The organism is Streptacidiphilus fuscans (assembly GCF_015690355.1).
GTDB classification, from domain to species: Bacteria; Actinomycetota; Actinomycetes; order Streptomycetales; family Streptomycetaceae; genus Streptacidiphilus; species Streptacidiphilus fuscans.
This window is the reverse complement of sequence record NZ_JADPRT010000001.1, coordinates 714,488-736,327: the sequence shown is the minus strand read 5'-3', so window position 1 is coordinate 736,327 and position 21,840 is coordinate 714,488. Positions and strand designations below refer to the sequence as shown.

Annotated in this window: 23 protein-coding genes and 1 riboswitch; of the genes, 6 read left to right on the top strand and 17 right to left on the bottom strand. The window is 72.0% G+C overall.

The features are described 5' to 3' along the window. Window positions 1–8: 8 nt before the first annotated feature. The gene (locus I2501_RS03390) at window positions 9–908 is read right to left on the bottom strand and encodes a LysR family transcriptional regulator (RefSeq protein ID WP_196192235.1); all 900 of its coding nucleotides are present in this window, start codon (window positions 906–908) and stop codon (window positions 9–11) included. Window positions 909–1,009: 101 nt separating this feature from the next. Here I2501_RS03390 and I2501_RS03385 point away from each other — a divergent pair, with 101 nt between their 5' ends. Further along, a complete protein-coding gene (locus tag I2501_RS03385) occupies window positions 1,010–2,014 on the top strand; it encodes an NADP-dependent oxidoreductase (RefSeq protein WP_196192234.1) in 1,005 nt (334 codons plus the stop codon). A 91-nt stretch (window positions 2,015–2,105) separates the two neighbouring features. Here I2501_RS03385 and I2501_RS03380 read toward each other — a convergent pair whose 3' ends face one another. Then, window positions 2,106–2,798: a TetR/AcrR family transcriptional regulator gene (locus I2501_RS03380; protein ID WP_328806171.1), complete on the bottom strand. Its 693-nt coding sequence runs from the start codon at window positions 2,796–2,798 to the stop codon at window positions 2,106–2,108. Window positions 2,799–2,905: 107 nt separating this feature from the next. On the opposite strand from I2501_RS03380, the gene I2501_RS03375 reads away from it, so the two are divergent. The 3 genes from I2501_RS03375 (at window position 2,906) to I2501_RS03365 (ending at window position 5,097) form a co-directional block, all read left to right on the top strand. Then, window positions 2,906–3,793, top strand: coding sequence for an SDR family NAD(P)-dependent oxidoreductase (locus I2501_RS03375; RefSeq protein WP_196192232.1), 888 nt, complete (start codon window positions 2,906–2,908; stop codon window positions 3,791–3,793). Window positions 3,794–3,820: 27 nt separating this feature from the next. Next, window positions 3,821–4,579, top strand: coding sequence for an SDR family NAD(P)-dependent oxidoreductase (locus I2501_RS03370; RefSeq protein ID WP_196192231.1), 759 nt, complete (start codon window positions 3,821–3,823; stop codon window positions 4,577–4,579). 101 nt (window positions 4,580–4,680) lie between these two features. After that, complete coding sequence (locus tag I2501_RS03365) at window positions 4,681–5,097, top strand: hypothetical protein (RefSeq protein WP_196192230.1); 417 nt, start codon at window positions 4,681–4,683, stop codon at window positions 5,095–5,097. A 241-nt stretch (window positions 5,098–5,338) separates the two neighbouring features. Here I2501_RS03365 and I2501_RS03360 read toward each other — a convergent pair whose 3' ends face one another. From I2501_RS03360 to I2501_RS03350, 3 genes are all read right to left on the bottom strand, one after another. Next, the gene (locus I2501_RS03360) at window positions 5,339–5,809 is read right to left on the bottom strand and encodes a DUF1877 family protein (RefSeq protein WP_268926866.1); all 471 of its coding nucleotides are present in this window, start codon (window positions 5,807–5,809) and stop codon (window positions 5,339–5,341) included. A 113-nt stretch (window positions 5,810–5,922) separates the two neighbouring features. After that, on the bottom strand, window positions 5,923–7,155 hold the full coding sequence (locus I2501_RS03355; RefSeq protein WP_196192228.1) for a MalY/PatB family protein: 1,233 nt from the start codon (window positions 7,153–7,155) through the stop codon (window positions 5,923–5,925). Between the two features lie 98 nt (window positions 7,156–7,253). Further along, window positions 7,254–7,820 carry a TetR/AcrR family transcriptional regulator gene (locus I2501_RS03350; RefSeq protein ID WP_196192227.1) on the bottom strand — a complete coding sequence of 189 codons (567 nt, stop codon included), beginning with the start codon at window positions 7,818–7,820 and terminating at the stop codon, window positions 7,254–7,256. Window positions 7,821–7,946: 126 nt separating this feature from the next. Here I2501_RS03350 and I2501_RS03345 point away from each other — a divergent pair, with 126 nt between their 5' ends. Beyond that, the gene (locus tag I2501_RS03345; protein WP_196192226.1) at window positions 7,947–9,083 is read left to right on the top strand and encodes a saccharopine dehydrogenase NADP-binding domain-containing protein; all 1,137 of its coding nucleotides are present in this window, start codon (window positions 7,947–7,949) and stop codon (window positions 9,081–9,083) included. 23 nt (window positions 9,084–9,106) lie between these two features. On the opposite strand, the gene I2501_RS03340 is transcribed toward I2501_RS03345, so the two are convergent. The 12 genes from I2501_RS03340 to I2501_RS03290 all read right to left on the bottom strand — a co-directional run bounded on the left by I2501_RS03340 (window position 9,107) and on the right by I2501_RS03290 (window position 21,020). Continuing rightward, window positions 9,107–10,456: an LLM class flavin-dependent oxidoreductase gene (locus tag I2501_RS03340; protein WP_196192225.1), complete on the bottom strand. Its 1,350-nt coding sequence runs from the start codon at window positions 10,454–10,456 to the stop codon at window positions 9,107–9,109. Window positions 10,457–10,505: 49 nt separating this feature from the next. Continuing rightward, complete coding sequence (locus tag I2501_RS03335) at window positions 10,506–11,012, bottom strand: flavin reductase family protein (RefSeq protein WP_196192224.1); 507 nt, start codon at window positions 11,010–11,012, stop codon at window positions 10,506–10,508. Continuing rightward, on the bottom strand, window positions 11,009–12,154 hold the full coding sequence (locus tag I2501_RS03330; protein WP_196192223.1) for an LLM class flavin-dependent oxidoreductase: 1,146 nt from the start codon (window positions 12,152–12,154) through the stop codon (window positions 11,009–11,011). The genes I2501_RS03335 and I2501_RS03330 overlap by 4 nt, the downstream gene beginning before the upstream one ends. A gap of 1 nt (window position 12,155) precedes the next feature. Next, complete coding sequence (locus I2501_RS03325) at window positions 12,156–13,019, bottom strand: ABC transporter ATP-binding protein (RefSeq protein ID WP_196192222.1); 864 nt, start codon at window positions 13,017–13,019, stop codon at window positions 12,156–12,158. Then, window positions 12,995–13,903: an ABC transporter permease gene (locus tag I2501_RS03320; protein WP_196192221.1), complete on the bottom strand. Its 909-nt coding sequence runs from the start codon at window positions 13,901–13,903 to the stop codon at window positions 12,995–12,997. Before I2501_RS03320 ends, I2501_RS03325 begins: the two co-directional genes overlap by 25 nt. Before the next feature lie 2 nt (window positions 13,904–13,905). After that, complete coding sequence (locus I2501_RS03315; protein ID WP_196192220.1) at window positions 13,906–14,991, bottom strand: ABC transporter substrate-binding protein; 1,086 nt, start codon at window positions 14,989–14,991, stop codon at window positions 13,906–13,908. Between the two features lie 86 nt (window positions 14,992–15,077). Beyond that, window positions 15,078–16,028, bottom strand: a complete 951-nt coding sequence (locus tag I2501_RS03310; protein ID WP_196192219.1) for a TauD/TfdA dioxygenase family protein — start codon at window positions 16,026–16,028, stop codon at window positions 15,078–15,080. Between the two features lie 459 nt (window positions 16,029–16,487). Next, the gene (locus I2501_RS03305) at window positions 16,488–17,672 is read right to left on the bottom strand and encodes an ROK family transcriptional regulator (RefSeq protein WP_196192218.1); all 1,185 of its coding nucleotides are present in this window, start codon (window positions 17,670–17,672) and stop codon (window positions 16,488–16,490) included. 30 nt (window positions 17,673–17,702) lie between these two features. Then, window positions 17,703–18,452, bottom strand: a complete 750-nt coding sequence (locus I2501_RS03300) for a GNAT family N-acetyltransferase (protein WP_196192217.1) — start codon at window positions 18,450–18,452, stop codon at window positions 17,703–17,705. A gap of 185 nt (window positions 18,453–18,637) precedes the next feature. Continuing rightward, window positions 18,638–18,772 (bottom strand): hypothetical protein, encoded by a 135-nt coding sequence (locus I2501_RS40135; RefSeq protein ID WP_268926843.1) that lies wholly within the window; start codon window positions 18,770–18,772, stop codon window positions 18,638–18,640. 32 nt (window positions 18,773–18,804) lie between these two features. Continuing rightward, window positions 18,805–18,909, bottom strand: a riboswitch (SAM riboswitch). 115 nt (window positions 18,910–19,024) lie between these two features. Further along, window positions 19,025–19,624, bottom strand: coding sequence for a cation transporter (locus I2501_RS03295; protein ID WP_196192216.1), 600 nt, complete (start codon window positions 19,622–19,624; stop codon window positions 19,025–19,027). A gap of 79 nt (window positions 19,625–19,703) precedes the next feature. Next, entirely contained in the window at window positions 19,704–21,020 is a 1,317-nt protein-coding gene (locus I2501_RS03290; RefSeq protein WP_236045844.1) for an aminotransferase class I/II-fold pyridoxal phosphate-dependent enzyme, read from the bottom strand. A gap of 155 nt (window positions 21,021–21,175) precedes the next feature. Between I2501_RS03290 and I2501_RS03285 the strand changes: the two genes are divergently transcribed. Next, on the top strand, window positions 21,176–21,802 hold the full coding sequence (locus tag I2501_RS03285) for an FMN-binding negative transcriptional regulator (protein ID WP_196192214.1): 627 nt from the start codon (window positions 21,176–21,178) through the stop codon (window positions 21,800–21,802). The last annotated feature ends 38 nt before the right edge of the window (window positions 21,803–21,840 follow it).

Here is a 21,840-nt window from a genome sequence, read left to right as displayed (position 1 = left end):
GTTTCCCGTCAGGTCGCGAACTCGGCGGCCCGCAGCTCGCGCACCAGAGCACGCACGACGGCGGAGCCTGCGAGTTCCGGGGTGGTCACGTAGCCGACGCAGCGCTTCGGGCTTCCCGGGCCCAGATCGGTGATCTCGATCGAGTCCGGTGCTTCCACCAGGGAGAGTGCAGGCATGATCGCCATTCCGTGCCCCCCACTCACAAGCGACAGCACTGCTCCGTCGTCCTCGGCCTCGATCGTGGCCCTTGGGATCCACTCCTGTGCGCCCCACCAGGCGCGGGTGACCGAGCCGCAGTTCTCGACCCAGTCGACGAGCGGCAGTGAGCGGGGAGCCGGATGCCCGGCCGGATGCACCAGGGAGTAGCTCTCCTCGAAGAGTCCGCTCCCGACCAGCCCGGCGGGCAACTGCGCTCCGTCCAAGATGGCGATGGCGATATCCGCCCTCCCGTCGGCCACCTCACCCGCCGTGCCTCGCCCGAGCTCGCGGACGATCCGCACCTGCGCCTCGATGCCGGGATGCCGCGCGCGCAGCCGCTGCAGGATCGGCGGCAGGAGGTGGAGCGCGGTACTCCGGAAGGCCGCGATCCGCAGCAGGCCCTCCGGTCCCTGCGGCGCCTCGGACCGGGCGGCTCGGCGCGTCTCGGCGACGAGCACGTCGAGCAAGCGCAGGATGCGGCGCGCGTGCGCCACAGCCTGCTCCCCCGCCGCGGTGGGCCGCGCGCCGCGGCGACCGCGTTCGAACAGCACGGCACCGATCTTGCGCTCGCTGCGGCCCACCGAATGGGAGACGGCGGACTGGGTGAGGCCGAGCGCCTCGGCCCCGGCCGAGAAGCCGCCGGTGTCCGCGACCGCCACCAGGATGCGCAGTTCGTGCGGAGCGAGATCGGCGTCAATCGTGCGGGCCACAGGGCACTCACCTCAAGGTATGAGGACTACTCATGGAACGGGTCGTCACATGATGCCAACCGTCTGCCTGAGGGTCCCCATTCCGTACTACGGTCCCCGCCATGACCGAGCACGCGATCACCGTCCAGCAGACCGCCCGCCCCCACGGCTTCCCCACCGCCGAGCAATTCACCTTCGTCGAGTCCACCATTCCCGATCCTGCGGTCGGCACCGCTCTCGTGGAGAACCTCTACTGGTCCGTCGACCCGTACCACCGCCAGATGATGGACGGTGCGCCCGGCGGCTTCGCGCTCAACGCACCGCTCGAGGGCCGCGCCCTCGGGCGCGTCGTCGCCTCACGGGCGCCGGAGCTGACCGAGGGCGAGATCGTGTTCCACCGGCAGGGCTGGCGCACGCACTCCGTGGTCCGACCCGAGGAGATCCGCAAACTCCCCCGCTTCGCCGGGGTCCCCCTGACGGCGTACCTGAGCGTCCTCGGCGGCACCGGGCTGACGGCCTACGTGGGCCTCACCCGCATCGCCCGGCTCCGCGAGGGCGACGACCTCTTCGTCTCCGCCGCGGCCGGCGGCGTCGGCGTGGCCACCGGCCGCTTCGCCCGGCTGCTGGGCGCCGGCCGGCTGGTCGGCAGCGCGGGCTCTGCGGCCAAGGTCGACCACCTGACCCGGGAGGTGGGCTACGACGCAGCGTTCGACTACCACGACGGCCCCGCCGCTGAGATGCTCGCCAAGGCCGCACCGGACGGCATCGACGTCTTCGTCGACAACGTCGGCGGCGAACAACTGGCCGCCGCGGTGGGCGCACTGCGCGAGTTCGGGCGCATCGTCCGGATCGGCACCATCAGCCGGTACAACACCCCCGACGCGCCCTCGCCGCACTTCAACTACTCGGACATCGTGGAGAAGAGCCTCCGTATGGAGGGCTTCCTGGTCCGCAACTACGGCGAACTGCAGGACCAGCTGTACGAGTTCGCGGTCCCCCATCTGCAGAGCGGCCGACTCGCGCTCGACCAGACAGTGGTGGACGGGTTCGAGCACATCGTGGACGCGTTCCTGGGCATGCTGCGCGGCGAGAACACCGGAAAGATCATCGTGCGCGACCACGCATAGGCCTGGTCCGGCCGCCGTGCGCGCGTCCCCTCACTCCTGCGGCCACGCACCGAAGGCAGGCGTCCCAGGCCGAATCAGAACGGCCTTGCCCTCACTGCCAGGAGCGCGCGGCGTACCCGGTGAGGAGGGCGCGGAGGATGTCCGTCAGCTGCGGTTCCACGTCCACGACCGCGTGGGCGAGTTCGGGTTCGGATTCGTAGAAGTCCCGCAGCCGCGTGCCCGGGGCGGCCATCTGCCACATGGCTCCGGCCATCGAGGTCGCCGTGGCGACGACGCGGTGGGCCTCGTCGAACCGCAACGGCGTGATGGTGCAGAGCGTGGAGCTGATCTCGGCCACCGCAGCGAGGGCGTGCGTCTTGAACTCCCGCACCCGCTCCAGGGAGACGTTGCGCTCCAGGTTCAGGGGGGTGTGCGCCAGCAGGTCGCAGAAGAGCGGGCGGGAGACGAGTGAGCGCGCGATCACGGCAGCGATCTCGTGCGCGTTTCGGTCCCAATCGGGGCGTCCCGCTCCGGAGTGGTCCGTGAGGCCTTCGAGGTCGGCTCGCACTGCCGCCGACCACTCGTCCCAGGCGCCGGTCGCGAGCTGGAGGAAGATGTCCTCGCGCGTCTCGAAGTAGCGCAGCATCGCCGACTTGTGCATGCCGACCTCGTCGGCAATGGCGCTCGCGGTCACCTCTCGCACGCCGTTGGCCGTAGCGAGTCGGGAGGCCGCCACCAGGATGGCGTCCTGCCGGGCGCGCTTCGCCTCAGGACTGCGGGCACGTTCGAAGTCAAAACCAGTCACCGTCCAAGCATACCCGTTTAGCGCAACCCTGTTGCAGTTCATACAGTCATCCCAGAAGTGAGCACAACCTAGTTGCGTTATTAGTGCAACCATGTTGCACTAGAGCCATGACTACACAGCCCAACACCTGGTTCATCACCGGCTCCTCCCGCGGCTTCGGCCGCTCCCTGGCCACCGCCGCCCTCAAGGCCGGCGACAACGTCGTGGCGACCGCCCGCAGGCCCGAACAGCTCGCCGACCTGGCCGCCGAGTACGGCGACCGCGTGCTCCCGGTGGCCCTGGACGTCACCGACGCCACAGCGGCCGACGCCGCGCTCGCCGCCGGGCTTGCGAAGTACGGGCGGATCGACGTGGTCGTCAACAACGCCGGCTACGCCAACCTCTCCCCCGTCGAGACCACGAGCGAGGACGACTTCCGCCGACAGTTCGACACCAACTTCTGGGGCGTCTACAACGTCTCCCGGGCCGCGCTGCCACTGCTGAAGAAGCAGGGCGCGGGCATCGTGATCCAGTTCTCCTCGGTCGGCGGACGCGTCGGCCACACCCCGGGGCTCGGCTCCTACCAGGCGGCCAAGTTCGCCGTCGACGGGTTCACCCGGGTCCTGGCCGCCGAGACCGCGCCGTTCGGGATCCGCTACCTGGTGGTCGAACCCGGCGGATTCGCGACCGACTGGGCCGGCCCGTCCATGCAGGTCGACGAGATCCCCGCCGAGTACCGCGAGACCGTCGGCGCGCTGGCCGACCTGCTCCGCGGCGGCGGCACCGCGCAGGGCGACCCCGACCGGGCCGCGGACATCCTCGTGCGGCTCGTCCACGCCGACAACCTGCCCAGCCATCTGCTCCTCGGCGCGGGCGCGGTGGACATGGCCCTGACCTACTCCCGCGGCCAGATCGCCGAAGCCACCGCCTGGCAGGCCGTCTCCGCCTCGGCCGACACCGGCGCCGACTACCCGGTCGACCTGCCCACTCCGCCCAAGGCGCCCACCGCGCGCTGAACCCACTACCGGCACGAAGGACCAGCCATGCAGCAACAGTTCGCCGCACAGTTCGCCGACAAGGTGGCCCTGGTGACCGGCGCCGGATCAGGCATGGGCCGCGCCACCGCGATCCTGCTGGCGCGGCGCGGCGCAGCGGTCACGCTGGTGGGACGGCGTGAGAACAAGCTCGCCGAGGTCGTCGCCGAGATCACCGCAGCAGGCGGCAGAGCCCTCGCCGTCCCCGGCGACGTCAGCAGGCCCGAGGACAACGAACGCGCCGTCACCCGCGCCGTCGAGCACTTCGGGGCGCTGCACTGCGCCGTCAACAACGCCGGGGTCTCCGGCACCTTCACGCCATTGACCGAGATGACCCCCGAGCAGTGGCGGCGCACCGTCGACATCGACCTCAACAGCCTTTTCTACGGGCTCAAGTACGAGCTCCCGGCGATCCTCGCCGCCGGGGGCGGCGCGGTCGTCAACGTCTCCAGCGTGTTCGCCGACCGTGGCGGTCCCACGCCCGAGTACTCCAGTGCCAAGCACGCGATCCGCGGGCTCACCCGCAGCGCCGCGATCGAGTTCGGCGGGCGCGGCGTGCGCGTCAACGAACTCCAGCCCGGCGTGATCGACACCGAGATGACCCAGGCCAACCCCGAAGGCGCGCAGCGCGTCGCCGACACAGGCATCCCCATGCGCCGCGTCGGAACGGGAGAGGAGATCGCCACCGCCGTCGCTTTCCTCCTCTCCGACGACGCCTCCTACGTCAACGGCAGCCACCTCGCCGTCGACGGCGGCTTCCTCGCCTGACCCGAGCCCCGACCGGCCCTGCTGATTGGTGCGGGGCGGGCCGATCGGGAACCAAGAATCCGCTTGGGCCGGGGCTCGGATGACGCGTAGCCTCGTGTGCCATGTGCTACCACGCGTTCAACGGCGCCTTCCGGCACTACGTGTGCGTCGCATGCCGACTCTCCTTCAAAGGCAGCACGTGGCCGGTCCGGAAGCGCGTCTGTCCAGGCTGTCGTGAGCAACTCGTCTTCGCGGGCTACGACTTCGCCGCACCCCGGCGACGAGATGCGAAGGCCTGGTCCGTCGTCGCCACCGTGCTCGCGGAGGGCCTGACCTACGATCACCGCCCAGGCTGCGGCTGCGCGTTGCTCCCCTCGTTCCGCCCCCGGACCCCCGCGCAGGTCCGCGCCCGCCGCCGCGCGGCCGAGCGGCTGGGCCTGCCCCTGTCGGTGACCCTCGCCCGCCGCGACGCCTTCACCCCGGAGAGCCGCGACGAGCGCCCACCTTCACCGTCACCCGCGAAGCCCGACGCGACCTGAGCCTCGCGTCGACGCGCGACCCGCTGGCTTCTGGGAGCCCGACTTGCGGGGAGCCGGATGGTCGGCCCGGTACGACCTCGCCCGACTGTCACGCGATCGGATGATGCAGCTAACTGTGTTGACCCTGAGCGGAGTTACCGAGCTTGCTCAGCAGCGCTCCGCCGCTGGCATCACGGTCGCGCCCAGCGTGTCCCGAGGGGTCCCCGAGCGCGCTCGACCCCGGCCAATGGTCGACGGACCGTCAGTACCAGAACGCCTTGATGACCGCGTTCCCAGCCTGGGACGCCGTTTGGTAGAAGGCCACGAGCCCTTCGTGGTGGCTCAGGTAGATCTCCCGTGCGAGCGTCAGATCTCCCCAGGGGGCGGAGATCGCGGCTCCGGAGGCGTCCCAGAGCGAGTCGAAGTCGGCCGCGTTCAAGAACGCCGCCGCTTCTTTGACCTGCACGGGCTGGAGGATCACGAACGGAGGACCGTCCTCGTGGGGGACGAGGTCGCCACCGAAGACCGGCAGCCCGCTCGGGGACCCGGCTCCCTCGTGGCCGTCCGGGTCTCCGGTGTAGAGGTGGTTGACGCCCTCGAAGTCCTTCTCGATCGAGTCCGCGATGCCTGCGGCGTACTCCTCCTGATGGTTGGACCAGGCTGTCAGCATGAAGGCCTGAATCCACGGTCCGTCCGAGTGGATTTCCGTTGGTGGAACAGCCCGAAGGTGCATGTGGAAGCTCACGGATCCCCCTTGAGGTGAGGTCGAAGTCGACACCCGGGAACTTATCCGTCGCCACTGACATCGCATCCGACTGTCACCGCGACCGCACAAGCGCCGTGCCGTCACAGCTCGGCGACCGCGCGTCCCATGCGCGCCAGCGCCTCGCGCAGGATGGCCGGGGAGGTCGCGAAGTTGAGGCGCACGCAGCCTGCGCCGCCGGTGCCGAAGGCGTGGCCGGAGCTGAGGGCGACACGGGCCCGGTCGAGGAACATCCGCGCCGGGCCGGCGAGGTCGCTGACGATGCCGGGGCCGGCGGGCGCGTCCGTGTGCAGGCCCAGTGCGGTGCAGTCGAGCCAGGCCAGGTAGGTGCCTTCGGGCTGACGGTATGTCACCCCTGGGAGGTGGCGTGCGACCAGGTCGCCCAGGAGACGCCGGTTGGCGTCAAGACCGGCGCGGAGCTCGTCGAGCCACTCCCGGCCCGAGCGCAGGGCCGCCGTGTGGGCGATGACGCCGAGGTGGCTGGGGCCGTGGCTGACCTCCTCGGGCATGCGGCGCAGGTCGGCCGCCGACTCGGGGCCGGCGATGGCCAGCGCGGCCTTCAGGCCCGGCAGGTTCCAGGCCTTCGAGGCGGACGTGACCGCGAAGCCGTTCTCCGCGCCGGGAACGCTGAGGAACGGGGTGAAGGTGGCCCCGGCGAGCGCGAGCGGAGCGTGGATCTCGTCCGAGACGACCCTCACCTGGTGCGTCCGCGCGAGCTCCGCGGCGGCGCACAGCTCTTCACGGGTGTGGACCACGCCGGTCGGGTTGTGCGGGTTGCTCATCAGGAACGCCGCGCGTCGGCGGCCGCCGCTCCGCGCGCGCACGAACGCCTCCTCCAGAGTGCCGAAGTCGATGCGCAGGTCGGCGCCGAGCGGGGCTTCGACGACCTCTCTGCCGTCGTGGCCGACGAAAGCGTAGAAGGGCGGGTAGACGGGCGAGCAGACCACCACGGCGTCGCCGGGATCGGTGACCAGCCGCAACAACTCGACCACGCCGAGCATCACGTCGGGCACGATCGCGGTGCGGTCGACGCGCAGGCCGTCCCAGTGCCAGCGGTCGTGGGCGAAGTCGGCCAGCGCCTCGGCGTAGGCGGGGCCGTAGGGGTAGCCGGTGTCACCGAGGTCGATCGCGTCGCGCAGGGCCTCCGCGACGGCGGGCGCGAGCGGGACGTCCATCTCCGCGACCCACAGCGGGAGCACGTCCTCCGGGAAGGCGCGCCACTTCATGCTGGTGCGCCTCCGCAGCCGGTCGAGACCCACCTGCACGAGGGGGTCGGTCCGCGCGGCGTCCGCAGCTTCGGAGCCTTCGCTGCTCATACCCTCCATCAGACTCCACCCCGGGCCCGAGGGGAAGTCGGCCGCTTCGAACCCGACCGGGCACCGCGCCTCCACCACGGATGCCGGAGGAGCCCGCCTCACGCTCCGGCGAGGGCAGCACGCAGTTCGTCGGTCACCGCGTCCAGGCAGTCGGCGAAGCTCTCACGACCCTCCGCCTCGATCCATTGCCGGATGGCGTTGCTGAAGGCCACCGTGGCGAGCTGCGCAACCAGTTCGGCCGCACCGGGGCTCACCTGACGCCGCATCAGAGCGTCCCGGACCGCAGCCGTGATCGCGGCGATCTTGGTCCGTTCGCGCTCCTGCAACTCGGGACTGGCGTCGATGACCGCACGGCGCTCGGTCACACCCTCCACCTGCTCGACGAGCTCGGCACCGACCCGCGCCGCCGCGTCGAGGACGGCGGCGAGCGGCGTCGCGTTCGGATCTGCCGCCAGGACCGCCTCCGCCAGCGCCGGAGGCAGGCGCTCCGAGCCCGCGAACAGGACCTCGCGCTTGTCCGGGAAGTAGCGGAAGTAGGAGCGGCGGGTGAGTCCGGCCCGCTCGGCGATGTCGGCGACGGTCACGTTGTCGTAGCCGCGCTCCAGATACAGCTCCAGAGCCGCGCGCTTCAGGCGCGCCTCGGCACCCGGATCCCACCTTGCCATGGGCTGACTCTAACAGGTGATGACACAGTGTGTCGTCGTCGGCGCTAGCCTGTACTCACGACACACTGTGTCATCACTTGGGGCGACCGCCCAGGTGCGCCCCGGAGCAGGCAGGGTGACGTTCGCATGTCCGAGACCGAACAGACGAAACAGACCAGCACGACCGGCAGCACGGCAGGTGGGAACACGACGAACGACGAGGTGTGGATCGTCGGCGCGAGCGGCCGCGTGGGCCGCGCCGTGACCGCGCGACTCGCCGCGCGCGGGCTGACGGTCGTGCCCGTCGGGCGCAGCCGGGAGCGGATGGTCGCCGCCTGGGCCGACGCGGGTCTGCCCGCAGCCACCAAGGTGGTCGTCGCCGACTCGGCCGAGCGGATCGCGGACGAGATCGTCCGGGATCGCCCGCGCGTGGTGGTGAACACGATGGGCTCCTTCGCCGCCACCGCACCGGTCATCGCCCGCGCGTGCATGTCCGGCGGCGGCCACTACGTCGACCAGGCCAACGACGTCGCCGCCGTCCAGGCGCTGCTCGCCCTGCACGACGAGGCGGTGCGGGCGGGGAGCATCCTGGTCACCGGCGCCGGATTCGGCGTGCTGGCGACGGAGGCGGTGGTGGCGAAGCTGTGCGAGGACCGGCCCGCGCCGCACCGGGTGCGGGTCGACGCCGCAGCCTCGGTGGCCGTCGAGGCGGGTCTGCTCGGTGCGGCCCTGGCGGCCTCGATCGTGGACGTGCTCACCACCGGCGGACGGCGCTACGAGCACGGTCGGCTGGTGACGTCGCGCCTCGGCGCGGATCCGCAACAACTCGCCTTCCCGGACGGCGAGTCGGCGAAGACGGCAGGCGTCTCCTCCGGCGAGCTGGTCGCGGCGCAGGCGGTGAGCGGGGCGCCGTTCGTCATTGCCACCTCCGCGCTCGTGCCGACCGCCGCGCCGGTGCGTGCCCTGCTCCCGCTGCTGGGCCGCCTGTTGAGCGTTCCGGCGTTGCGACGCCTCGCCGTCGACCGGCTCGCCCGGGTCCGGGCGAAGGCCACCCCCCGCCCGCGCCGGCACTCCTGGGGGCACGCCGTGGTGGAGTGGACGGACGGCACGCGGCGCGAGGGGTGGCTTCGTGCCGGCGACGGCATGGACTTCACGGCCGACGTCACCGCTGCCGTCACCGAGCAGTTGGCCCGTGGCACCGCCAGGCCCGGCGCCTGGACGCCGGCCGCCGCCCTCGGGGCCGAGCTGGCGACGGCCGCGGGCGGCACCTTCGTACTGGGCTGAGTCGCGCCGATGCCGCCCGTCGGTCAGACGGACGCAGGCACAGCCGAGGCGAGCGCGTACCGGTCGCCGGGGCGCGGCAGGCCGTAGTGCTCGCGCAGCGTGCGGCCGGTGTAGTCGGTGCGGAAGAGTCCGCGCTCGCGCAGGATCGGCAATACCTTCGCGACGAAGGCCTCCAGGCCGGACGGCAGCACCGCGGGCATCACGTTGAAGCCGTCGGCCGCGCCGTGCTCGAACCAGTGCTGGATCGTGTCCGCGACCTGGACCGGCGTGCCGGTGAAGGTGCGGTGCCCGCGGCCCCCGCCGAGGCGGCCGATGAGTTGACGTACCGTCAGGTTTTCGCGGCGGGCCAGCTCCACGATCAGGGTGTAGCGGCTCTTGGACCCCTCGACGTCGTCCTCGGTGGGGAGGTCGTCGGGCAGCTGCGCGTCGAAGGCCAAGCGCTCCGGCTCGACCTTCAGCAGGGCGGCCAGCTGCTCGCGCGCGTACTCGGGCCTGATCAGCCGGTCCAGTTCGGCCTCCAGCTCGCGTGCCTCGGCCTCGGTGTCGCCGATGACCGGGACGATGCCGGGCAGGATCTTGACGTGCTCGGGGTCGCGACCGAGGGCCACCGCGCGGCGTTTGACGTCGGCGTAGAAGGCCTGCCCCTCCTCAAGGGTCGGCTGGGCGGTGAAGACCGCCTCGGCCCAGCGGGCGGCGAACTCCTTGCCGTCCTCCGAGGAGCCCGCCTGCACGAGCAGGGGGTGGCCCTGCGGCGAGCGGCGCACGTTCAACGCGCCCTCGACGCGGAAGAACCGGCCGTGGTGCCCGGCGGGGCGCACGCGGTCGGGCAGCGCGTGCACGCCCGCGTCCTTGTCGCCCACCAGTGCGTCGTCGGCCCAGCTGTCCCAGAGCTTGGCCGAGACCTCAAGGAACTCCGCGGCCCGCTCGTAGCGGGTCCGGTGCAGCGGTTGCCCGTCCAGGCCGAAGTTGCGTGCGGCGGCGTCGCCCGCGGTGGTGACGATGTTCCAGCCTGCGCGGCCACCTGACAGGTGGTCCAGCGAGGCGAACCGCCGCGCGAGGTTGTACGGCTCGTTGTAGCTGGTCGAGGCGGTCGCGATGAGCCCGATGCGGGTGGTGCTCGCGGCCAGTGCGGCCAGCAGCACGGTCGGCTCCAGCCGCGCCGAGGGACGGCGGGCGGGGTCGCCCCAGAGCGCGGGGCTGTCGGCCAGGAACACCGAGTCGAACTTCGCGTCCTCCGCGATGCGGGCGAGTCTCTGGTGGAAACCGAGGTCCAGGTCGGCGCGCGGGTCGGACTCCGGGAGCCGCCAGGACGCCTCGTGGTGTCCGGTGTCGTGGATGAACAGGTTGAGGTGCAGTTGCTGTCGCTCGCTCATGAACGGTCCTTCGTACGATCGGTGCGGAGATGGCGGTACAGGGTGCTGCTCAGCGCTTGCGTGGGCCTTCGGGAGCGCGGAGCGATCGGAACGTCCCGGTGTGGAAGACGAGCGGCTCGACGTCCGTCTCGGCGGAGAGGTCGTGGACGCGTAGGACGAGGATGTCGTGGTCACCGGCGCGGATCTCCTGCTCGACGGAGCAGTCGAACCAGGCGCTCGCGCCGTCCAGCAGCACGGCTCCGTCCGGTGTCGCCCGCCAGGCGACCTGGGTGAACCGCTGGTCGCTCGGACCGGCCAGCTGTCGGCAGAGCAAGCCGTGCTCCGCGCCCAGCACGCTGATGCCCAGCCGCTCGGCGCGGCGCAGCAGCGGCCAGGTCGACGACGTGTGCCCCGCGCACACCGAGACGAGCGGTGGGGTGAGGGAGACGGACGTGAACGAGCTGGCCGCGAGCCCGACCGGCTGTCCGTCGACGAGCGCGGCGACGGCCGTGACGCCGGAGGGGAAGGCGCCGTAGACCGCGCGCAGGGATGTCGTGTCGTGCACGAGCGTGGTCATGCGGGGACCTCCGAAGCGGTCTCAATCGCGGTCGCGGTCTCGGTCGCGGTCGCGATGGTGGGGGCAGTCGTCGTGGGCGCGGGCTGCCTCAGCAGCGGCAGGAGCTGGCCGCCGACCCGGGCGATCTCCCGCTGGTAGGGCGTGTCGGACAGGACGAAGTGCGTCACGCCCAGCGCGCGATAGCGCTCCAGCGCATGCGCGACGTCCTGTGCGGAGCCGACCAGCCAGGTCGTTCCGGCGCCGCCGCCTCCGTAGCGACCGGGCTCGGTGTAGAGGCAGCTGTCCAGAACCTCGCCGCGTGCCGTCAGGTCGAGCAGGCGGCGCTGACCCACGGCCGTCCGGCGCTGGAAGGCCTCGGGGTCCTTGGCGCCCTGCTGTGCCATCTGGGCGACCTTCTCCTCCGCGTCGCGCCACGCCTCCTCGGTCGTGTCCCGGACGACGGTCGTCACGCGCAGTCCGAACTCCAGTGGCTGGTGCTTGCGTTCGACCGTCCCGGTGAGCGTGCGGAGCCGGTCGATCCGCTCGGCGATGCCGTCCAGCGGCTCGCCCCAGAACAGTTGGACGTCGGCCTCCTCCGCGGCGACCCGCTCGGCGGCGGCGCTGGCTCCGCCGAAGTACAGGCGCGGGTGCCGTCCCTCGTCCGCGCCCCAGGGACGCGGGCGGACGGTGGAGTCGGTGACCCGGTAGTGCTCGCCGTGGAAGGTCACCTTCTCCTCGGTCCACAGCCGTCGCGCCAGTTGGAGGAACTCCCGGGTGCGCCCGTAGCGGCGGGACTGGTCGAACTCGCCGTCGCCGTAGGAGGCGGCGCTGTCCAGGCCGCTGACGATGTTGACCAGGACCCGGCCCCGACTGAGCTGGTCGAGCGTGGCCGTGGCCGAGGCGAAGTTCGCCGGATGCCAGTAGCCGGGGCGGATCGCGACGAGCGGTTTGAAGGTCGTCGTCCGCGCAGCGAGGGATGCCGCGACCGTGAAGGTGTCCGGTCGGCCCCAGCCGGTGCCCAGCAGCGCCCCGCCCCAGCCGTGGTCCTCGACGGCGTGCGCGAGTTCGGTCAGGTGGTCGAGGGTGCCCCAGCCGTCGCGGGTGTCGTCACCTCGGTGTCCGGCTTCGACCGTGTTCGGGATGTACCAGAGGTACTCTCCCATCTCAGTTCTCCGTCCGACGGTCGGGCACGGCCTCGGCCGCGGGCGCGGGCGCGGGCGCGGCCTGGGCGGCCTCGCTGGCAGGTTCGCCGTCGGGCCGGACGCCGAGGGCGGCCAGCAGGCGTTCGCGGTACTCCCCCAACTGCGGGTCGCGGTAGGAGCGCGGGTGCGGCCGGTCGATGGTGAGGTCGACCGCGATCCGGCCGTGGTCGAGGACGAGGACTCGGTCCGCCAGCACGACAGCCTCGTCCACGTCGTGGGTGACCAGCAGCACAGTCGGGTGATGCCGCTGCCACAACTCCCGCAGCAGGGTGTGCATCCGGATCCGGGTGAGCGCGTCGAGCGCGCCGAACGGCTCGTCGGCGAGCAGCAACTCGGGCTCCGGGACCAGGGAGCGGGCGAGCGCGGCCCGCTGCTGCTCACCGCCGGAGAGCTGACCGGGCCAGGCGTTCTCGCGCCCGGCCAGACCGACCTCGGCCAGTGCCGCCCGGCCGCGCGCGGCCGCGTCACGACCGTCGGCGTCCCGTTTGCGCGTGCCGAGCAGGACGTTGTCCAGCACCCGGCGCCAGGGCAGCAGGCGCGAGTCCTGGAAGACCACGGAGACCCGTGCCGGGGTGACGAGTTGACCGTCGCCCACGGTGTCGTGGTCGAGTCCGGCGACGGCCCGCAGCAGCGTGCTCTTGCCGGAGCCGGAGTGGCCGAGCAGGGCGACGAACTGGCCGGGCGGGATCTCCAGATCGATCCCGTCGAGCACGGTCCGCTCGCCGAAGGACCGGGTCAGGCCGGTGAGGCGCACGGCGGAGCGGACGCCGGGGTGGACTGCCGGGCGGACGGCTGGGCGGGTCAGCTGTTCAGCGATCGGCGCCATGCCAGGACCCTCCTTTCCAGAAGACGGACGGCGGAGTCGGAGGCGAAGCCGAAGACTCCGTAGATGAGCAGTCCGAGGACGATGACGTCCGTCTGGCCGTAGTTCTGCGCCTGGAACATCATGTAACCGAGGCCATTGGTGGCGTTGATCTGCTCCAGCACGACCAGGGACAGCCAGGAGCCGGTCACGCCGAGGCGCAGTCCGACGAAGAAGCCGGGCAGCGCACCGGGGATGACGACCTGTCGGACGAACTGCCAGCGGCTCAGCCGCAGCACCTCGGCGAGCTCGACATAGCGGGCGTCGATGCCGGCCAGGGCGGCGTGCAGGTTCAGGTAGACCGGGATGTAGACGACGATCGCGATGATGACGACCTTGAACGTCTCGCCGATGCCCAGCCACAGGATGAACAGCGGGATCAGTCCCAGCGTCGGCACGGCTCGGTTGACCTGCACCGTTCCGTCGATCAGCGCTTCGCCGATCCGGCTCAGCCCGGCGGCCAGCGCGAGCACCACGCCCGCCACCAGCCCGATGGCGAAGCCCTGGACGGCACGCCACAGGGAGGTCGCCAGATCGGTCCGCAGCGTGCCTGCGGTCCACAGGTGCGCACCGGTGTGCAGCACGGTCCAGGGTGCGGGCAGGATCCGCGGGTCCAGCCATCCGGCGCCGCTGGCAACGGACCAGACGGCCAGCAGGAGTAGCGGTCCGAGCAGCCGCGCGTACGGGCGGCGCGGGCCGGGCGCCAGCCTGCGCGTGCGGGGACGGACGGCTGCCGCCGACGTCCGGACAGGAGGTGGTGGTTCGGCAACGGTGGGCGGTCGCTCGGGCGCGGTCACCACTGGGGTCAGTTCCGCTTCCACCACTGCGGTCGACACGTGTTCGGCCATGGTCAGCTCCGGTACTCGGCGGGGACGGCCGCGGCGGCGAGGTGCTCGAACCGGCGGTCGAAGAGGGTCTCGGCCTGGAAGGACTTCACGTAGCCGCCCTGGGCCAGCAGGTCGACGGTCTGCTGTTCCCAGGCGATCGCCTCGTCCCAACTCGGCGGCAACAGCGGCTTGTTGCTCAGCGCGGTGACCTGCCGGGCCTGGGCGGCGCTGATGTTCTGGGTCTTGACGTAGTACTCCTGCTCCCAGACGGACGGGTTCTCGTAGACCCAGACCAGCCCCTTCGCCCAGATCGGGACGAACGCCGCGACCGCCGCCGCCTTGTCCGCGTCGTCCAGCACGTCGGCCGGGGCCCAGAGCAGGTTGAGCAGGTCGACGACGTCGGTGGTGATGGTGTGCGCGCCGTCGGAGGCGTACTGGTTGAGGTAGGCGGGCGCCTGGGAGATCGCCAGCGGCGCGATGTCCACCTGCCCGGCTTCCAGGGCGGTCAGGAACTGGTCGCTGGTCAGCGGCACCAGCTGCACGTCGGAGTCCTTCAGCCCGGCCTCGCGCAGCGCCCGCAGCAGCACCACGCCCTGTGCCTGCCCCTGCGAGAAGGCCAGCTTCCGGCCCGCGAACTGGGCCACCGACTGGATGTCGCTGTGCGGCTTGGTGGCGAACAGATACGACGGCTTGCGGGTCAGGTCGACGGCGACGATGCGGGCGTCGTAGCCCTGGAAGTGCGCCTGGATCGGTGGAATGCCGGCGTTGTTGGCCAGGTCGAGCGAGTTGGCGCGGAACGCGTTGATCACGTCCGGGCCGGCGCTGATGTTCGGCCAGGACGAGACGGCGAACGGGATCTGCTTGATCAGGCCCGAGAGCTGGAGCTGGAGTTGCTCGGCTCCGAGGGCGGAGGCGATGGCCAGTCCGGTGCCGGAGGGCACCTTGGTCGGCAGCGGCGCGGTGCTCGACAGCGCGGGACCGCTCGCCGCTGCGGCGGTGCAGGCACTCAGGCCGAGCGCGGCGCCCGCGCCGAGGAGGGTCTGTAGAAAGAGTCGTCGATTCGGGGCGGGGAGGCCCCGAGGTACGGGAAGGCTCTGGGGTGCGGACACGGGTGCGTGGTTCCTTCCGGCGGATCGGGCGCGGCGGCGGACGGCTGCCCGCCGCCGCTGTGGGCATGTCAGTTATTGACGGAACGTCAGGAAGCCACCGCGACGCGGTGGTCGGCGGTGAAGGGGCGTCCGGCGACCAGCTCGGACTCGCGTCCGTCCGGCCCGACGGGGACGTCGCCGATCAGGGTGACCCGGTGCAGCCGCCGCTCCACGTCCAGGTGCTCCAGGTCGCGCGGAGCGAGGTGGGCGGTGGCGCGGTTGTCCCAGAAGGCCACGTGCCCGGCCTCCCAGCGCAGCCGAACCGTGTACTCGGGCCGGGTGATCTCGGCGTAGAGGAGGTCGAGGATGCGCTTGCTCTCGGCCGGCGTGACGTCGACGATGTGGCTGGTGAACAAGGGGTTCACGAAGAGCGCGCGCTCTCCGGTCTCCGGGTGCACCCGCACCACGGGGTGGACGGCCACCAGCAGGTTGTCGTTGATCCGCCGGGCGTACTCGTTCTCGCCCTCCACCGGTCGGCTGCCGCCGTAGCGGTGTTCGGCGCGCAGGGTGTCCACGAAGGCCCGGACGGGCGCGGACAGCCCTTCGTAGGCGGCGACGAGGTTGGTCCACTGCGTGTCGCCGCCGACCTCGGGGACGATCTCGGCCCGCAGGATGGACCCGGCGGGCGGGTTCACGGCGGCGGTGACATCGGTGTGCCAGCCGTCGGCGTAGCTGTACTGACGCCTGCGGTACTCGTCGCGGAACTCCTTGCCGTAGCGCTCCTCGAAGCGGCGCGGGTCGATGGTGAAGATCTCCGGGTGGTCCGCCGGCGGGGCGTCGTCGTGCGGGTGGGCGTAGGTGAGCTCGCCGAACTGGCGGGCGAAGGCGATCTGGGCGGCGTGGTCGAGGTCCTGGCCGCGGAAGAAGACCACCTTGTGGCGGTGCAGGGCCTGCTTGACGGTGTCGAGTGCCTCGGCGGAGAGCGGCCGGGCGAGGTCGATGCCGTCGATGTCGGCGCCGATGTGGCCGGCGACGGGACGGACGGAGGGCGTGCTCATGGGATGTCCTTTCGGGTTGCGGTGACGGCGCTCGGCCCGGTCGGCGCGGCGCGGCGCGGCGCGGCGCGAAGGGCCGTACGAGGGCAGCGCTGTGCCTGGGCATGGCTACGCCGAGGCAGAGCTACGCCGAGGCAGGTCGGTGCCGGAGCCTGGGCAGGCCCGAACGGCGCCACCGTGAGGAGGGAAGGTGAGGTCCGCGGCGGTCAACGCCGCGTGCCGAACGCGCGGAGACGCGTCAACTGAGACGCGTCACCAGAGGCGCCTCAGCGCGAGCCGGTCAGCAGACGCGACAACGCAGTCCGGCGAAGTGGTGCGCGCGGAAGGCGTCCACGGGGAGCCGCTCGGCGGCTGCCCGGATCGTGGCCTTGTACTGCGCGTCCATGGCAGCAGTCTGCTGTGTGGACGACCCTGCGGACAATGGTTTGTGAGGGCGCGGAAGAAACCGTTCGGCGTCGGGCCTCATCGGGCGGTCCCCACCGTGCGCAGACCCATCGGGTCCTGGTAGACGGCGGCGAGGACGGGCGCGGCGGCTGCCACCGCGAGGGTGTCCGCGCCGAAGGAGCCGACCCGCACCAGATCACCGGCGTCGCCCAGCTCCTGCCTCAACTCATCGACCATCAAAGGAAGATGGAGAGTGACGGCCTCCGTCAGCACGACCGTGTCCGGACTGATCACGTCGAGCATCGGCCGGACCGCGCGGGCGATCCGGCGCAGCCGCGCGCGGCAGAGCTCCAAGGCGCGCGCGTCGCCCGTCCGCGCCGCCTGCAGCAGGAGCGCCAGGTCAGGGCGCGGCGTGATGCCGTCCGCCGCAGCGCGCTCGGCGACGGCGCGGTCGGAGACGGTGGCCTGCAGGCAGCCGGTCCGGCCGCACGCGCACGGCGCCGTGGACGCGGGGACGGGCAGGTGGGCGATGCCTCCCGCGCCGTGTCGACGGCCTCTCAGCAGGGTGTCGCCGGTGGCGATCGCGGCGTCCACGGCGTTGCCCACGAAGAGATGGACCAGCACGCCGTCGCCTGCCGCGCCGAACAGCAGCTCCGCCCGGGCCAGCGCCTGGGCGTGCCCCTCCACGTGGACGGGCAGCCGGACCAGCTGTTGCAGGGTGCGCCGCAGCGGGACGTCACGCCAGCCGAGTGCAGCGTTGTCGACGAGCACCCCGGCGTCCGGATCGACCCGGCCGCCGGTGACCACGCCGAGCCCGAGCACCGAGCGCCCGTGCGCGTGGCGGCGCAGGAACTCCGGCAGCCGTGCGGCGACTTCCCTGAGCGCCGCGTCCGGCTGCGGCTCCCGTGGCACGACGTGGGACGCGACGACGCGTCCACGCAGGTCGGTGAGCGAGAAGGTGAGTCGCGGCACGGCGATGTGCACGCCCGCCGCGACATGACGTGAGGTGTCGACGGCGAGCGGGATCCGGGGGCGTCCCGGCCGCGGCTGCTGCGCGGGCTCGGGCGGTTGCCAGAGCAGTCCCATGGCGAGCAGGTCCGCCGCGTGCCGCGACACAGCGGCCGCGCTCAGCCCGGTCCTTGCGACGATCGCGGTGCGCGCCACCGGCCCCCGGGTCAGTACGGCCCGCAGCACGGCCGCCGCACCGTCCGGCCGCTCGGCGCCGGGCGGCGGGCCGGGTGTCGCGATGAGCGCTGGCAGCATGGGGACTCCGAAAGTGTCGGGCGGCCCGGGTCAGTTCGGGCCGTCGGGCGCGCGCACCAGCAGGAAGTTCGTGGTGCGTCGCAGGGTGAAGCCGAGGGACTCGTAGAGGCGGATGGCGCCGGTGTTCGCCGCGGCGGCGTGCAGGAAAGCGGTGTCGCCGCGTTCTCTGATCCCGGCCGCCACCGCGCGGACCAGTCGGGTGGCGAGTCCCTGGCCGCGGTGGTCCGGGTCGGTACACACGGCGCTGATCTCGGTCCAGCCGGGCGGGCGCAGGCGCTCGCCGGCCATGGCGACGAGCCGCCCATCCCTGCGCAGCCCGAGGTAACTGCCGAGCTCGACGGTGCGCGGCAGGAACGGGCCGGGGCGGGTGCGGGCGACCAGGTCGAGCATCTCGGGCACGTCCTCGGGGCCCAGCCGGACCGCCTCGGGGTCGGGTTCCACGCGCAGGGAGACGTCGACGAGTTGGACGCCCTGTCCGGCTTGGACGATCTCCCACCCGTCGGGTGGCGTCGCCGCGCCGGTCAGCGCGCCGGTCACTGCGGTCCGGCTGCCGGGGCCGACGAGCGCGGCGAGGTCGTCCCAGGCACGGGGGTCGGCCGGGTCTTCGAGCGCGGTGAACGGTGAGACGTCGCTGGGGTAGCGGGCGGCGCGGCCGACCCGCTCGGCGAACGGCGCGTGCGGGCCGGTCAGCGCGGCCCAGGCGGCGTTGTCCAGGACGTGCGGCACGGCGACGGTGCGCGGGTGGCGTCGGGGCTGGGATGGACGGAGGCTGGTGGACACCGTGGTACGGCTCCCATGCGTCGGGTCGTCGAAGGAACGGCCGAAGCCCACGCCAAGACTCGACGTGCGCTACAGCGCGTGAAGGTGGGGGAAGAGCAGCACCACGATCACGGGTGCGGAAAACCGGTACGGAAAGCCGGTGCGGAACCGAACGGCCGGACGCCGCAGCGCGCGTCTAAGGGCGGTCAGCGCCGACCGAGGGTGCGGGCGGAGCTCGGACACAGGGCGCTGTTGACGCGCAGCAGGTCGACGGCGCGGTTCAGGTACGCGGCAGCGCGACCGCGGTATCGGCCGGCGGCCGTTCCCGGGGCTGCGTGCATCGCCATCACCTTCTGCCGTCCCGCCCCGAGGGGCATCGCGCTTACCGACACTTCGGTCCGGTCCTCACCTGGGGCACCCCGCCGCGCAGGAGGGTTGCCGGTCAGCAAGCCAGGGCTTGTCGCTGACGCTCATGACCGTTCTGACCAGCAAAGCTAGATTCTCTTCGCGGCGCTTGTCAACGACCGACCACCGCCTGAGACCGGCGCCGCGTCCGTCAAGCAACCGTCAAGTCGCCACAGCGCGTGGCCTCTTCAGTGCTCGCCGCGGAAGATCTCGTTGACCTCGCGCAGCGCGTAGTAGACGAGGACGAACCCGGCCAGCGGGTCCGCCCACCACCAGCCGAGGACGCTGTTGAGCAGGAGGCCGACCAGCACGGCCGCGGCGAGCAGGCCGTCGATCAGCGTGACCCGACCCTCGGTGCGCAACACCGGGTTGTCCAGCGCCGCGCCCGTGCGGGCCTTGCCGAAGGCGAGGCCGAACATCACGGCCGCCGTGACCGCCGTCCAGACCATGCCGAGGGTGGAGTGGTGCGGGTGGAATCCGGTCGCGAGGACCACGGTCGACTGCACCAGCAGGTAGAGCGCGAGCAGGCCGAACCCGACGCCGATCAGCCGCAGCGCGCGCCGCTGCCGCTCCTCCCCGCTGCCGGACAGCTCCCAGATCACGACCGTGGAGGCGCCGATCTCGATCAGCGAGTCCAGGCCGAACCCGGCCAACGCGACCGACCGCGCGGCGACGGCGGCGAAGGCGAGCACGACGATGCCGACCACGTTCCAGGCGAGGGTCGCGTACTCCAGGGCGAAGCCACGGCGGAGCAGCGCGGCACGGGGGGCGTCGTTCGTCACGGTCACCCGGGAAGTCTCCCAGAGGTGGATCACGCGGGGGTCTCGGCCGACGCCGCCTGTCCGCAGCTAGGGCAGCCGACCCGTCTCAGACCGAGCGCGTGCCGCGCTGGGGACGGACGGATTCCGCGACGGCAGCGGCGAGTTCGGCAGCCTCCTCCGGGTGGAGGGTCGCGGTGGTGGCCCGGACGAACGGTGCGCTTGCCAGTCGGTGCGGCTCACCGGCTCGCAGCAGCCAACCCCGCTCCTGCAGTTGGCGAAGGGTCGCGGCCTCCTCCTGGACCGGGATCATCACGTTCAGCCCCGAGCGCCCGGAGGCGGCCACGCCGCGTGCCGCCAGCTCACTGAGCAGCGCCTCGCGGCGCGTCAGGTAGGTCCGCTCGGCCTGCCGGACCAGGTCGTGCACGCCGGGGTCCTCGGAGAGTTCGACGACGATCTGCTGCAGGATGTGGCTGACCCAGCCGCTGCCCAGCCGCTGGCGGCCCTCCACCCGACTGACCGTCATCGTGTCGCCCGCGACGTACGCCAGCCGCAGGTCCGGCCCCAGCGACTTGCTGACCGACCGGATCACCGCCCAGCGAGGGCGTCCGGCCGTGAGCGTGAAGAAGTCGCTTCCCGCCATCGGCCCCATGTGGTCGTTCTCCACGACCAGCACGTCCTCACGGCGCTCAAGGACCGAAGCCAGCTCGGCCGCGCGTACGGCGTCGAGGGCGGCCCCGGTCGGGTTCTGGGCCCGGGGCGTGAGGACCAGCGCCGCGCTCTTGCCGGTCAGGGCGGCCCGCAGGGCGTCGGGCACGAGTCCGCGCTCGTCGACGGCGACCGGCACCGCGGTCAGGCCGCAGGCCCGCACCAGGTCGAGCACGCCGGTGTAGCAGGGGTCCTCGACCAGGACCTGGTCGCCGGGGCGCAGCCACGCGGACAGCACCCGCTCGACACCGTCCATCGCCCCGCCCGCGAGGCACAACTGCTCCTCGGTGACGCCGAGTTCGGCGAACTGGCGGGTCGCCTGCACGACCAGCGCGGGCAGCATGCTGGGCGAGCTGTAGCCGTGGTGGCCGAGGTCCACGCCGTGGGCGGCCCGGGTGACGGACGGCATCAGCTCCGGGTCGGGGTTGCCGTCACTGAGGTCACGGGCTCCGGCGGGCACGGCCGCGGGCGCGCGGCTGATCAGCGGAGGCCGGGCGCTGATCCGGGTGTTGCGGCCGACCTCGCTGGTCAGCACACCGCGGATGCGCAGATCCCGGTAGGCGGCGGCCACGGTCGCGGGGCTGATCTGCAGGTGGGATGCGAGCGCCCGCACGGAGGGCAGCACGTCCCCCGGCGCCGCTCGTCCGTCACGGACGGCGCGTTCGACGCTGTCGACCACCTCGCGCGAGGTCCGGCCTTCGATGTCCACGGGGTCCATGGGGTCCACGCGGTCAGCGTACTGGTACACCCCGGGGGTTGTGGGCACCGCCTCGACTAGTGTTCCATAACACCAGAAGAACTGTTCTAGCACGGTTGCACGGTGGGATGCCGCTTCCCGATTCACCCTCTCCACTTACCACCTGAGGATGTGTCATGCTCGAACTGCCCGTCTACGCGCTCACCGATCCGAGCGAGATCCGCTCACTCATCGCCGACCGGGGCTGGGCCACGCTGGTGAGCGCCGTACCGGGCGAGGGCCCGGTCGTGTCGCACCTGCCCGTCATCCTCGACCCCGACCGGGACGACGCCACCGTGCTCGGCCACCTCGCCCGCACCGACGCGGAGCTGCACGAGCTGGGACAGCACCCCACTGTCCTCATCCTCGAAGGACCCAACGGCTACATCTCCCCGAGCTTCTATCAGAGCGGCCCCTACGTTCCCACCTGGAACTTCGTGGTGGCCCACCTGCACGGCACCCCTGAGATCCTCACCGGCGAGCAGACCTACGAGGTGCTCGACCGGACGGTGGCCCACTTCGAGGACGAGCGGCCGACCCCCTGGCGCCTCTCCGAGGTCGAGGGCTACGCGCAGAGCATCGCCCCCGCCACGACCGGGTTCCGGCTCACCCCGAGCCGCGTCGTCGCCAAGGCCAAGCTCAGCCAGGACAAGCCGGTCGACGTGGCCCGGAACGTGATCACCGCGCTCCACAGCGACACGGACACCCACCGCAATCCCGCGCTGGCGCAGGCCATGTCGAAGGCACTGAGCCTGCCGGTCTGACCGCTCCCCGCCGGTGCGCGGGCCGGGGTGACGGGGCG

Coding starts and splice junctions, on each gene's coding strand:
- I2501_RS03385 (WP_196192234.1), top strand. CDS start 1,010: ATGACCGAGCACGCGATCACCGTCCAGCAGACCGCCCGCCCCCACGGC.
- I2501_RS03375 (WP_196192232.1), top strand. CDS start 2,906: ATGACTACACAGCCCAACACCTGGTTCATCACCGGCTCCTCCCGCGGC.
- I2501_RS03370 (WP_196192231.1), top strand. CDS start 3,821: ATGCAGCAACAGTTCGCCGCACAGTTCGCCGACAAGGTGGCCCTGGTG.
- I2501_RS03365 (WP_196192230.1), top strand. CDS start 4,681: ATGTGCTACCACGCGTTCAACGGCGCCTTCCGGCACTACGTGTGCGTC.
- I2501_RS03360 (WP_268926866.1), bottom strand. CDS start 5,809: ATGCACCTTCGGGCTGTTCCACCAACGGAAATCCACTCGGACGGACCG.
- I2501_RS03355 (WP_196192228.1), bottom strand. CDS start 7,155: ATGAGCAGCGAAGGCTCCGAAGCTGCGGACGCCGCGCGGACCGACCCC.
- I2501_RS03350 (WP_196192227.1), bottom strand. CDS start 7,820: ATGGCAAGGTGGGATCCGGGTGCCGAGGCGCGCCTGAAGCGCGCGGCT.
- I2501_RS03345 (WP_196192226.1), top strand. CDS start 7,947: ATGTCCGAGACCGAACAGACGAAACAGACCAGCACGACCGGCAGCACG.
- I2501_RS03340 (WP_196192225.1), bottom strand. CDS start 10,456: ATGAGCGAGCGACAGCAACTGCACCTCAACCTGTTCATCCACGACACC.
- I2501_RS03335 (WP_196192224.1), bottom strand. CDS start 11,012: ATGACCACGCTCGTGCACGACACGACATCCCTGCGCGCGGTCTACGGC.
- I2501_RS03330 (WP_196192223.1), bottom strand. CDS start 12,154: ATGGGAGAGTACCTCTGGTACATCCCGAACACGGTCGAAGCCGGACAC.
- I2501_RS03325 (WP_196192222.1), bottom strand. CDS start 13,019: ATGGCGCCGATCGCTGAACAGCTGACCCGCCCAGCCGTCCGCCCGGCA.
- I2501_RS03320 (WP_196192221.1), bottom strand. CDS start 13,903: ATGGCCGAACACGTGTCGACCGCAGTGGTGGAAGCGGAACTGACCCCA.
- I2501_RS03310 (WP_196192219.1), bottom strand. CDS start 16,028: ATGAGCACGCCCTCCGTCCGTCCCGTCGCCGGCCACATCGGCGCCGAC.
- I2501_RS03305 (WP_196192218.1), bottom strand. CDS start 17,672: ATGCTGCCAGCGCTCATCGCGACACCCGGCCCGCCGCCCGGCGCCGAG.
- I2501_RS40135 (WP_268926843.1), bottom strand. CDS start 18,772: ATGCACGCAGCCCCGGGAACGGCCGCCGGCCGATACCGCGGTCGCGCT.
- I2501_RS03290 (WP_236045844.1), bottom strand. CDS start 21,020: ATGGACCCCGTGGACATCGAAGGCCGGACCTCGCGCGAGGTGGTCGAC.
- I2501_RS03285 (WP_196192214.1), top strand. CDS start 21,176: ATGCTCGAACTGCCCGTCTACGCGCTCACCGATCCGAGCGAGATCCGC.